General features: G+C 60.5%; 13 protein-coding genes. 11 read left to right on the top strand and 2 right to left on the bottom strand.

Annotated elements, in window-relative coordinates:
* The first annotated feature begins 70 nt into the window (after positions 1 to 70).
* From ACGKZZ_RS11015 to ACGKZZ_RS10965, 11 genes are all read left to right on the top strand, one after another.
* A complete protein-coding gene (locus ACGKZZ_RS11015) occupies positions 71 to 835 on the top strand; it encodes a 23S rRNA (adenine(2030)-N(6))-methyltransferase RlmJ (protein ID WP_411223611.1) in 765 nt (254 codons plus the stop codon).
* The gene (locus ACGKZZ_RS11010; protein WP_411223610.1) at positions 835 to 1,518 is read left to right on the top strand and encodes a hypothetical protein; all 684 of its coding nucleotides are present in this window, start codon (positions 835 to 837) and stop codon (positions 1,516 to 1,518) included. The genes ACGKZZ_RS11015 and ACGKZZ_RS11010 overlap by 1 nt, the downstream gene beginning before the upstream one ends.
* Positions 1,519 to 1,562: 44 nt before the next feature.
* Complete coding sequence (locus ACGKZZ_RS11005) at positions 1,563 to 2,003, top strand: TerB family tellurite resistance protein (protein WP_411223609.1); 441 nt, start codon at positions 1,563 to 1,565, stop codon at positions 2,001 to 2,003.
* A gap of 147 nt (positions 2,004 to 2,150) precedes the next feature.
* A complete protein-coding gene (locus ACGKZZ_RS11000; RefSeq protein WP_411223608.1) occupies positions 2,151 to 2,933 on the top strand; it encodes an ABC transporter ATP-binding protein in 783 nt (260 codons plus the stop codon).
* A gap of 17 nt (positions 2,934 to 2,950) precedes the next feature.
* Positions 2,951 to 3,679 (top strand): transporter substrate-binding domain-containing protein, encoded by a 729-nt coding sequence (locus ACGKZZ_RS10995; protein ID WP_411223607.1) that lies wholly within the window; start codon positions 2,951 to 2,953, stop codon positions 3,677 to 3,679.
* Between the two features lie 81 nt (positions 3,680 to 3,760).
* Entirely contained in the window at positions 3,761 to 4,642 is an 882-nt protein-coding gene (locus ACGKZZ_RS10990; RefSeq protein WP_411223695.1) for an ABC transporter permease, read from the top strand.
* Entirely contained in the window at positions 4,639 to 5,445 is an 807-nt protein-coding gene (locus ACGKZZ_RS10985; protein WP_411223606.1) for an ABC transporter permease, read from the top strand. The genes ACGKZZ_RS10990 and ACGKZZ_RS10985 overlap by 4 nt, the downstream gene beginning before the upstream one ends.
* Before the next feature lie 82 nt (positions 5,446 to 5,527).
* Positions 5,528 to 6,862 (top strand): glutamine synthetase family protein, encoded by a 1,335-nt coding sequence (locus ACGKZZ_RS10980; RefSeq protein WP_411223694.1) that lies wholly within the window; start codon positions 5,528 to 5,530, stop codon positions 6,860 to 6,862.
* A gap of 65 nt (positions 6,863 to 6,927) precedes the next feature.
* Complete coding sequence (locus ACGKZZ_RS10975; protein ID WP_411223605.1) at positions 6,928 to 7,611, top strand: type 1 glutamine amidotransferase; 684 nt, start codon at positions 6,928 to 6,930, stop codon at positions 7,609 to 7,611.
* Entirely contained in the window at positions 7,608 to 8,972 is a 1,365-nt protein-coding gene (locus tag ACGKZZ_RS10970; protein ID WP_411223604.1) for a glutamine synthetase family protein, read from the top strand. Before ACGKZZ_RS10975 ends, ACGKZZ_RS10970 begins: the two co-directional genes overlap by 4 nt.
* A gap of 74 nt (positions 8,973 to 9,046) precedes the next feature.
* The gene (locus ACGKZZ_RS10965; RefSeq protein WP_411223603.1) at positions 9,047 to 10,351 is read left to right on the top strand and encodes an NAD(P)/FAD-dependent oxidoreductase; all 1,305 of its coding nucleotides are present in this window, start codon (positions 9,047 to 9,049) and stop codon (positions 10,349 to 10,351) included.
* A 1-nt stretch (position 10,352) separates the two neighbouring features.
* On the opposite strand, the gene phaR is transcribed toward ACGKZZ_RS10965, so the two are convergent.
* Both phaR and ACGKZZ_RS10955 read right to left on the bottom strand, forming a co-directional pair.
* Positions 10,353 to 10,913, bottom strand: coding sequence for a polyhydroxyalkanoate synthesis repressor PhaR (phaR, locus tag ACGKZZ_RS10960; protein ID WP_411223602.1), 561 nt, complete (start codon positions 10,911 to 10,913; stop codon positions 10,353 to 10,355).
* 184 nt (positions 10,914 to 11,097) lie between these two features.
* The gene (locus ACGKZZ_RS10955) at positions 11,098 to 11,547 is read right to left on the bottom strand and encodes a phasin, PhaP (protein WP_411223601.1); all 450 of its coding nucleotides are present in this window, start codon (positions 11,545 to 11,547) and stop codon (positions 11,098 to 11,100) included.
* Between the last annotated feature and the right edge of the window lie 43 nt (positions 11,548 to 11,590).

Below are 11,590 nucleotides of genomic sequence, written 5' to 3'. Positions count from 1 at the left end.
TTCTCCAACAAGCAAAACGTTGACTTTGAGACCCCTACCCTCCCCTTAGGTTCTCCGATACCCTCGCGCCATGCTGTCATACCAACATCTCTATCACGCCGGAAATGCCGCCGATGTTCACAAGCACGCCGCACTTGCGGTGGCTCTCGATTATCTGACGGTCAAGCCAAAACCGCTCACCTATATCGAGACGCATGCCGGGCGTGGGCTTTACGATCTGGCCGCGCCCGAAGCGTTGAAAACCGGCGAAGCGGCGCAGGGCATTGCCCTTCTGAAGGCCGCATTTCCGCCCGATCATCCCTATCGCCGCGCCCTCGCCGCGATGCCCGGGACGCAGTATCCCGGCTCTCCCGCCATTGCCCAACACCTGCTGCGCGAGAGCGACAAGATCCACCTTGCAGAGCTTCACCCCCAGGAATTTCAGGCGTTGCGCACGAACCTGCGCGATCCGCGCGTGAGCGTTTACAAGCAGGACGGTCTCGCCCTCGCCCAGAGCCTGTGCCCGCCCGATCCAAGGCGCGGTCTGATGCTGGTTGATCCCTCCTACGAGGTGAAGTCCGAGTACGATCAATTGCCCAAATGGCTGGGCGGGATCACGCGGAAATGGAATGTCGGCGTGGTGATGATCTGGTATCCGATTCTCAGTTCGGCCAGCCATGCGCCGATGCTGAAAGCGCTGAAATCGGGCCATCCCGACGCGCTGACGCATGAGGTCCGCTTTCCGCCAGCGCGCGCAGGCCACAGGATGCTCGGATCGGGATTGTTCATCGTGAACCCTCCCTTCGCCATGCAGGCCGCGTTGAAAACCCTGTCCCGCGTTTTCAACGCGCCATGATGCGCGCGCTGGTATTCCTGCTGGCTCTGCCTGCCGCTGGAAGTGCGAGCGAGTTGCGCAAGGTTCCCTATGATACATTGCGCGGTCAGCCGCACCGGATCGAGACCTTCGATGCGCTGCCCACAGTCTCGGAGCCGGGCATCAACTTCGATCAGCATTGGCGCGCGCCGGGGCTGTCGATTGGCGAAAAGCTGTTGGGACAGGACGTGCGCGAGAGCGAAACCGAGCATGGCCGCTTTGACACGCTGACAGGTGTGCCGGGCGCGCCGCCAAGGGTCGTGCCGGGCGAACCCGGTCAGAGTTTCACGATTGCCTATCACGACGGCTTTGGCTCGAACGCGCTGTTCCCCATCGGTCCCGCCGGGTATGCCAGTGCCGAGGGTCGCGGCGAAGGCAGTGTCGCGTTCACCTTTGATGATCCGCAATTCGCATTCGGCCTTCGCCTTCACGCCGAATACCCCGATCCGCTTGGCCAGCGCCCGATGCCGCGCGCCGCGCAGGTCGCGTTTTACGATGTGCGCGCCCGGATCATTGCACGGTTTGTCCTGCCCCTGGATCGGGGCGTGATGTCCCTCGCCTGGCGCAGCGGATACGGTGTGGCCGCCGTCACGATCGAGAACACCGACCCCGGCGGCATCGCGATTGACGATATTCTTTACGAGGTGGAAGATCTGGCAGGATGAGTTTGCCATTGGCGAAACCGTTTGCAGGCCATATATCACTCCTCATGTTTGCAGATTTCCTCAAGCGGCTCACCGAGTCCGATCCCGCGCCGTTGCCCGCCACGGACGCGCGTCTTGCCCTCACCGCGCTCTTGGTCCGCGTCGCGCGCACCGATGGCGTTTACGACGATGCCGAGAAGGCGCGGATCGACAAGATTGCCGCATCGCGATATTCACTGTCGCCCTTCGAAGCCACGAAACTGCGCAGCGAGGCCGAGTTGCTCGAGGCCGAGGCGCCGGACACGGTGCGTTTTACCTCGGCCATCAAGGATGCGGTTCCGTTCGAGGATCGGATCGCGGTGATCGAGGCGCTTTGGCAGGTCGCACTGGCAGATGGCAGCCGCGAACCGGAGGAAGATGCCGTGCTGCGACTGGTCTCCAAGCTGTTGGGGATCAATGATCGCGACAGCGCACTGGCCCGCCAAAGGGTCGACAGAGCGGATTGAAGCGGCTCGGAACCGATTGTCAGGCCAGCGATTGACGCAAGGTCATCGAACCCGAAACCCACGGCTTTCGTGATTTGAACGTTGCATAACAGGGCGTTTTGCCGTCATGTTTCGCTTCGACCTTGGTAAAATCAACTAGACTGGCCCGTGACAGACACCCCCGTCCTTGAAATTCGCAACCTGCACAAGCAGTATGGTGACCTCGAAGTCATCAAGGGCGTCGACATCCTTGCCCGGCGCGGAGACGTGGTGTCGCTGATCGGATCATCCGGGTCGGGCAAATCCACGCTGTTGCGCTGCGCCAACTTGCTCGAGGACAGCCAGCAGGGCGATATTCTGTTCAAGGGCGAGGCGGTGACGTGGAGGGGCAGCGGCCTCAATCGTCACCCGGCAGATCCGAAACAGGTGCTGCGCATCCGAACCAACCTCAGCATGGTGTTCCAGCAGTTCAACCTGTGGTCCCACATGACCATTCTGCAAAACGTGATGGAAGCACCCGTGACGGTGCTGGGGCGTGAGCGGGCCGAGGTGGATAACGCGGCGCGTGAGTATCTCGACAAGGTGGGGATCGGCGACAAATGCGATGCCTACCCGGCGCAGCTGTCCGGCGGACAGCAACAGCGCGCCGCGATCGCGCGGGCGCTTTGCATGGAGCCCGAGGCGCTGTTGTTTGACGAACCGACCTCGGCGCTTGACCCGGAGCTGGAACAGGAAGTCGTCAAGGTGATCCGCGATCTGGCCGCCGAGGGGCGCACGATGCTGATCGTCACCCATGACATGAAAATGGCCCGCGACGTGAGCGATCACGTGGTGTTTCTGCACCAGGGCCTGATCGAAGAAGAAGGCCCGCCCGAATCCCTTTTCGGCGCGCCCAAATCAGAGCGGCTCAGGGGGTTTCTGTCCTCCACGATGGCCGACCAACCACACTAAAACAGGGAGTATCCAACATGAAATCCATCCTTCTCGGCACCGCCGCACTGGCGTTCACCGCGACAATCGCTTTTGCCGAAAGCCACTCGGTCGTACGTCTGGGCACCGAAGGCGCGTACCCTCCGTACAATTTCCTCAACGATGCCGGCGAAGTGGACGGGTTCGAGCGCGAATTGGGCGACGAGCTTTGCAAACGTGCCGAACTGACCTGCGAATGGGTCACGAACGAGTGGGACAGCATCATCCCCAACCTCGTCGCCGGCAACTACGACACCATCATCGCCGGCATGTCGATCACCGAAGAGCGTGATGAAGTCATTGATTTCACGGCCAACTACACACAACCCGACCCGTCTTCCTACCTTGCCCTCGATGGCGCCGACGTCGATCTGACCAATGGCGTGATCGCGGCGCAGGCCGGCACGATCCAGGCCTCTCACGTGGCCTCTTCCGGGGCCACGCTGGTCGAATTCGCGACGCCGGATGAAACCGTGGCCGCCGTGCGCGCCGGAGAGGCGGACGCGGTTCTGGCCGACAAGGCCTATCTTGAACCCATCGCCGAAGAGAATGCGGACGTGTCGCTTGTGGGCGAAGACGTCTTGCTCGGCGGGGGCATCGGCATGGGTGTGCGCGAGAGCGACACCGAGCTGCGCGAGAAGTTCACAGCGGCCATCGAGAGCATGAAGGAAGACGGCACGCTGAACGAGCTCATCAAGAAATGGCTTCCGGGTTCGGCAACCTTCTAAGAGCCGCGAAGGGGGCAGCCCACCTGCCCCCTTCTTCTCTTTCGAAATACTCGATTTTCCCAAGCCGACCAGAGGCGCGCCATTTTCAGCTTTTGCACAGACCCGGACACGCTCGACACCTTCCGCTGGATGGCGTGTTATCTCACGACCGGCAAACACATGGGGTTTTACTGGTCGTTCGGCACCGTGCTGTTGCTGCTCGCGATCACCGCCCCGACGGCCTTGGCCTTCGGGTTCGGCGGCGCATCTATGGCCCGTTCGCGCATTGCGCCGATCCGGTGGCTGGGCAAGACCTATATCGCGATCGTGCGCGGTGTGCCCGACATCGCGTTTTTCCTGTTCTTCGTTCTGGCGCTCGACATCCTCTTCGAATGGATCCGCCACGAGATCAAATGCCCCGATTGGGAAGACGACATCTGGCAGGGAAACGACTTTGTCGTCTGCGATATCGCGAAGCTGCCGATGGGCAATGCGCCGCAATGGATCCACGAAACCTACGGTTTTTTATTGGCGGTCCTGACGTTCTCCATCGTGTTCGGGGCGTTTGCGGCGAATGTACTCTACGGCGCGATGCGCGCAGTGCCCCGCGCACAGCTTGAAACCGCCGAGGCTTACGGCATGAATCGCAGGCAGGTCTATTGGCGCATTCTCGTGCCGCAGATGTGGGTGTTTGCGCTGCCCGGCCTGTCGAACCTCTGGTTGGTTCTGATCAAGGCGACGCCTTTGCTGTTCCTGCTCGGGGTCGAGGACATCGTGTATTGGGCGCGCGAACTGGGTGGCTCCAAGACACCCCGATTCACCGATTATCCGCATGGCGACTGGCGCGTGTGGTACTTTCTTGCGCTGCTGGTGTTCTATCTGGCGTTCACGCGGCTGTCCGAGGTTATTCTGGACAAACTCATGACGCGGCTCACGCGGGGTCAGGCAACGCTGGGCGGTGACGCGCAAAGGAAAGCGGCATGAGTTGCTGGGAGACCATCGCAGATTACGCGCTGCGCTCGGTCGGGATTGGCGAGCGGTTGCTGCCACGTGACAATTTCACGACCTGCCAGCAATTCACGCTGATCGGCTCGGGGATGATCTGGAACATCTATTTCGGCGTCCTGTCCCTGACTGCTGGGTTTTTTCTGGCAACCGCAGTCGCCTTGGGCAAGGCGTCACGCAACGCGGTGATCCGCAAGGCAAGCGCGTGGTTCATCTTCCTGTTTCGCGGCTCACCGCTGTTCATCCAGTTCTTCTTTGCCTATTTCCTGTTCGTCGCGCTCAAGCCTGTCTCGTCGGTCTTTGATCCGTTCACATCCGCCTGGCTCGGCGCGCTGGTTGTTCTGTTTTTCAACACAGCCGCCTATTCGGGCGAGATTTTCTATGGCGCGCTGCAATCGGTGCCCAAGGGCGATATCGACGCCGCGGATGCCTATGGCATGTCCGGCTGGACGCGATTCCGGCGGATCACGTGGCCCACCATGTTGCGGCTCGCCTGGCCGGCCTATACGAACGAGGCGATCTTCCTGTTTCACGCCACGACGCTGGTTTACTTTTCGGGGTTTCCCGCCTGGCAGCAACGTGGCGACGCGCTTTATTATGCCAATTACTTTGCCGACAAGACGTTCAACCCATTCATCCCCTACCCCATCCTTGCCTTCTATTTCATCCTTCTGACGCTGGTCATCATCAGCATCTTCGGATTGATAAATCGCCGCCTGAACCGGCATTTGCCAAGCGATGTGCGGGGCCGGATGAGGCTGAAACTCAACCTGATCCGTTGAATTTTCCTTGCTAAATCGGGGTCGTCCCGACTATCTCTGAATTTGATCAAATTCTGGCATAGTGACCCCGATGGACGCGCAAATCCGAAACTGGCTTCGAAAAAACCCGCAAGTGCGGACCATCCGCGTGGCCGCCTCCGATCTCAACGGTCAGGCGCGCGGCAAGCGGATCCCGACTCGTTTCGCCGACAAGGCGGTCGAGGGCGGAACCCGCTTTCCGCTCTCGGTCCTCAACCTTGATATCTGGGGCGAAGACATCGACGACAGCCCGCTGGTGTTCGATGCCGGCGATGCCGACGGCGTGCTGCGCGCCACCGAACGGGGCTTTGTGCCGATGCCGTGGCTCGAAGCGCCAAGCGCGCTGTTGCCGCTGTGGATGTACCGCGACAACGGCAAACCCTATGAGGGCGATCCGCGCCATGCGCTCAACGATGTTGTGCAACGTTACAAGGCGCGCGGCCTGACGCCGGTGGTGGCGATGGAGTTGGAATTCTTCCTGATCGACGACAGCACCCGCAACCTTCAGGTGCCCGCGTCGCCCCGATCCGGCAAGCGGCGCAAGGCGGGCGAGATCCTGTCGGTGCGTTTGATCGACCAGTTCGACCGGTTCTTTACCGATCTCTACGACGCCTGCGAGGCCATGGACATTCCGGCCGACACGGTCATTTCCGAGGCCGGTCTGGGCCAATTCGAGATGAACATGATGCATTGCGACGACGCCCTGCGCGCCGCTGACGATGCGTGGCTTTTCAAGATGCTGGTCAAGGGGTTGGCGCGCCGCCACGGTTTTGCGGCGTCCTTCATGGCCAAGCCCTACCCCGACTATTCCGGCTCGGGCATGCACACGCATTTCTCGGTTCTGGACGAGGACGGCAACAATGTCTTTGACGATGGTGGCGACAAGGGCACCGACATGTTGCGCCATGCCATCGCGGGTTGCCTGAGCGCGATGCATGACAGCACTCTGCTGTTTGCCCCCCATCTGAACAGCTATGAACGGCTGGTGCCCGAAGCACATGCGCCGACCGGCATTGCATGGGCTTACGAGAATCGCACCACGGCCATTCGCGTGCCATCGGGAAGTCCGGCGGCGCGCCGGATCGAACACCGCGTCGCGGGTGGAGATGTGAACCCCTATCTGACGCTTGCCGCCATTCTGGGTGCGGCAATGGTCGGCATCGAAGACGCGGTCGAACCGCCCGAACCGGTGCGCGGCAATGCCTATGCGCTCGATCTGCCGCAAATTCCGGGCGACTGGCCCACAGCCGTGGCCGCGTTTGAGCAGAGCACGATCATGCCACGCATCTTTCCGGCCGAGTTGATCCGCAACCTCGTTCTCACCAAGAAACAGGAAATCCGCTACATGGAAGACCTGACGCCGGCCGAGCGCGTGGAAATCTATCTCGACACGGTCTGAGCGTCGCCTTGCCCGCTTCGAGTGGGCGGCGTAGCATGATCAAACCAATCAAATATCGGTGCTTCATGAAAATCGGAATATTGCAAACCGGGCTGGCCCCTGACGAGTTGAAAGGGACCTTCGGCGAATACCCGGAGTTCTTTGAACGGCTGCTCGACGGTCAGGGCTTTGACTTTCAAAGCTGGTCGGTCGTCACCAATGAATTTCCGGACGGGCCCGAAGATGCCGATGGTTGGTTGATCACCGGATCGCGGCACGGCGCTTATGAGGATCACGACTGGATACCGCCGCTGGAACAGCTGATCCGCGACATCATCGACGCCGGTCGCCCGCTGGTCGGCGTCTGTTTCGGCCACCAGATCATTGCGCAGGCCTTGGGTGGCAAGGTCAATAAATTCGAGGGCGGCTGGGTCGTGGGCCAGCACGACTATACCTTCGGTGACGAAACCATGACGATCAACGCGTGGCATCAGGATCAGGTCATCACCGCGCCCGAAGGCGCCCAGGTCGTCGCCACCAGCAACTATTGCGCCAACGCGGCTCTGCTTTATCCGGGCAAGGCCTATACCGTACAGCCGCACCCTGAATACGGCGACGACTTCATTCAAGGCCTGATCGAGACGCGCGGCAAGGGGCTTGTTCCCGATCCGCTGTTGAACGAGGCCTCGGCGCGCATGGGCCGGCCACTCGACAGTGAACGCATGGCCGAACAGTTCGCCACATTTTTCCGCGAAGGACGCCTGTCATGACCGAATGGACCGCCACATTGCCCGAACCGGCAGCGCTGTATCTTGAGGGCAAGCGTCTGGACGAGGTCGAATGCATCATCGCCGATTTGCCCGGCATCGCCCGCGGCAAGGCGGTTCCCGCGTCGAAATTCGCACGTCAGGAGTATTTTCACCTGCCGGATTCGATCTTCTTCCAGACCATCACCGGCGATTGGGGTGAAGCCGCGGACGAAAAGGATGGCGGCTTCATCGAACGCGACATGATCCTCAAGCCCGACATGAGCACCGCCACTGCGGCGCCCTGGACAGGCGACTGGACCTTGCAGGTGATCCACGACGCCTATGACCGCAAGGGCCGCCCGGTTCCGTACGCGCCGCGCAATGTGCTCAAACGGGTGGTCCAGCTTTACCGTGATCAGGGATGGGAGCCGATCGTCGCGCCGGAGATGGAGTTTTTCCTGACCGCGCGGAACCTCGATCCGGCCAAGCCCATCGAGCCGATGATGGGCCGTTCGGGCCGCCCCGCCGCCGCGCGACAAGCCTATTCGATGACCGCCGTCGATGAATTCGGTCCTGTCATTGATGATATCTACGACTTTGCCGAAGCGCAGGGATTCGAGATCGACGGCATCACGCAGGAAGGCGGAGCCGGACAGCTTGAGATCAACCTGCAGCACGGCGACCCGATCAAACTTGCCGACGAGGTGTTCTATTTCAAACGGTTGATCCGCGAGGCCGCATTGCGCCACGATTGTTTCGCCACCTTCATGGCCAAGCCGATCGAGAACGAGCCCGGAAGTGCCATGCACATTCACCAGTCGATCATGGACATCGAGACCGGCCGCAACATCTTCAGCGGCCCGCAGGGCGGCGAAACGGATGCGTTTTTCCACTTTATCGGCGGTTTGCAAACCCACCTGCCGGCAGCGATCGCGGTGCTTGCGCCCTACGTCAACAGCTATCGCCGTTACGTCAAGGACAACGCCGCGCCGATCAACCTCGAATGGGGGCGCGACAACCGCACCACCGGCATCCGCATCCCCTTGTCCGGCCCCGAAAGCCGCCGGGTGGAAAACCGTCTGGCGGGAATGGATTGCAATCCGTATCTCGGGATCGCGGTGTCTCTGGCCTGCGGGTATCTGGGGTTGATGAACGAGCAATGGCCCTCAAAACAGTTCAAGGGCGATGCCTATGAGGGCGACGGCGACATACCCCAGGTTCTGGGTGACGCGCTTGATCTTTTCGACGAGGCGAGCGCGCTGCACGAAGTTCTTGGCCCGGAATTCTGCCGCGTCTATTCCATTGTCAAGCGCGCGGAATACGAGGAATTCCTGCAAGTCATCAGCCCGTGGGAGCGCGAACATCTTTTGCTGAACGTCTAGACCAAGTCAGCCTTTTGGGGCCAGCCCCCAAACCCCCGGAGTTTATCCGGCAAGATGAAAACAGGAGCCGAGAATTGAACCTGCTCTTCAGCAACGATAAACGGGGCACGTATCCGCAAAGCTGGTACGCCGCGACCACTGAACCCCTGGCGCCGTTCGCACCGCTCGAGGGCGCGACCACGGCGGATGTCTGTGTCATCGGCGCGGGCTATACCGGTTTGTCGGCGGCGCTGCATCTGGCGGAAATGGGCGCGGATGTGGTTCTGCTTGAGGCTCACCGCGTCGGATTCGGGGCGTCTGGTCGCAATGGCGGGCAACTGGGGTCCGGGCAGCGGCAGGATCAGATCGCGCTGGAAAAGATGTTGGGATCGACATCCGCGCGCCGTCTTTGGGATCTTGGCGAGGATGCAAAGGCGCTGGTGCGCGAATTGATCGCGCGGCATGGGATCGACTGCTATCTGCAAGACGGCTTGGCCTGGTCGGGATCAAGCATATCGGACGTGCGCGATCTGCACGAATACGCCGCCCATCTGGCCCGGCGCTATGGCTATTGCGAGATAGAGTCATTGGACGAAACAGCGTTTCACGCGCTGTGCCCGTCACCCGACTATAAGGGCGGAATCCTCGATATGGGGGCCGGACATCTGCATCCCTTGCGCCTTGCCCTGGGGCTGGCCGAGGCGGCGGAGAAGGCCGGGGTCCGCATCCATGAACGCAGTCATGTGCATCACATCGCGCATGGCGACAAGGCAACCGTGCGCACCGACGCCGGTCATGTCATCGCCGATCAGGTCATCCTGGCAGGCAATGGTTATCTGGGCGGGCTGGATCGCACCGTCACGTCGCGTGTCATGCCGATCAACAACTATGTCGTCGCCACAGAGCCATTGGGAGAGGACGCGTCAAAGGTTCTGAGCCGAGATGTCGCGGTCGCGGATTCGCGATTTGTGGTGAATTACTTTCGCCTGAGCCATGACAAGCGCCTGCTTTTCGGTGGCGGTGAGAGTTATGGCTATCGGTTTCCATCCGATATCGCAGCCCTTGTTCGCAAGCCGATGACAACCGTTTTCCCCCATCTGCGAGACGTCAAGATCGACTACGCGTGGGGTGGCACGCTGGCGATCACGATGAAGCGGATGCCATATCTGGCGCGGGTGCGGCCCAACGTGTGGTCGGCCTCGGGCTATTCAGGACACGGCGTCGGAAACGCGGTACAAGCGGGCAAGCTCCTGGCCGAAGCCACGCGCGGCCCGTCGGAAGGGTTTGCGGCGTTCAACGATATTCCACATTCCGCTTTCCCCGGTGGTGGCATGTTCCGCACACCACTGCTGACGTTGGCGATGTCTTGGTACGCGATGCGCGACCGCTTGGGGGTCTAGCTTACTTGTCGAGCTTTGAGAGCTTGCTCTGCAATTCGGCCAGCTGAGCTTTTATCGCATCGAGATCGTCGCTGTCTTGCGGATCGGCGTCGGCATCGGGGGCGTCGGACGTTGGAAACGGCGGCGCAATGCCCCCGGTCATCGCTTTGAGAAACGCGTCCTGTTGCGCCTGAAGCGCGTCGAACCCCGGCATCCCCGTCATCGGGTTGGCCTTGTTCATTTTCTCCATCCACTTGGACTGGCTGTCGCGGAACATCTCGAAACTGGCGGCAAGGAATTGTGGCACGGCACTGGTGGCCGACGAAGTATAACTGCGCACCAGATCGTTCAGCACATTTGTGGGCAGGACGCTTTCACCGCGGCTTTCATGTTCGGCGATGATCTGGAGGAGATACTGGCGTGTCAGATCATCCCCCGATTTGAGGTCCACGATCTGAACTTCCCGCCCAGTGCGGATGAAACGGGCGATATCCTCCAAGGTCACATAATCGGATGTTTCGGTGTTGTAGAGCCGCCGGCTCGCGTAGCGCTTGATCAGGAGCGGTTTTGGTTCTTCGGCCACACTGGCCTCCTTGGGGATGACTTTGCTGCAATGCAGCTTAAGCCCATGTCGCGCAAAATGAAAGCGTTCATGGAACGTGATCGCAGCGCCAGCCCTTACCGCACGAAAAAGGGCCGGACCCTTGCGGATCCGGCCCAAGAATAGCGTTCCTGATTGGGAGGAGAGAACGCTAAACTATTACGACTTACTTTGCAGTTGCAGTCGCTTTTTTGGCAGCTGTTGTCGCGTCGGCAGTTGCTTTCTTGACAGCGGCAGTCGCGTCCTCGGAGAGGTCTTTGCCAGCAGCCATCATCAGCTCAACTGTGTCCATCTGGACTTTTTTCGCGATCTCAGCGAAAGCGGCCATGTTCTCGGCAGCAACTTCAGCCTGGGCAGAAGCGAAATCGGTGATCGCCTTTGCGTAATCGGCCGGCTCTGCTTTTGCCTTGTTCATGTCGGCGATCTTGTTCAGCGTGTCTTTTGTCCACTTGGAGGAAATCTCGGACGATTTCTCAGCAGCTTCCAGAGCCACGTTCGACAGCTTCTCGTTCAGAGTTGCCGTTGTTTTGAATGCGTCTTCCATCGACTTCGTGTCAACCGGGAAGGAACCCATCATCTCTTTCAGGGTCGCGGTCATGTCGTTTGTCTTAGCCATTGTAAAAATCCTTTCCTGCTTTGCGGGCCCACCCCGCTGTGTC

This window comes from Marivita sp. S2033 (assembly GCF_046592965.1).
Lineage (GTDB): Bacteria > Pseudomonadota > Alphaproteobacteria > Rhodobacterales > Rhodobacteraceae > Marivita.
This window is presented reverse-complemented; position numbering and strand designations above follow the sequence as displayed.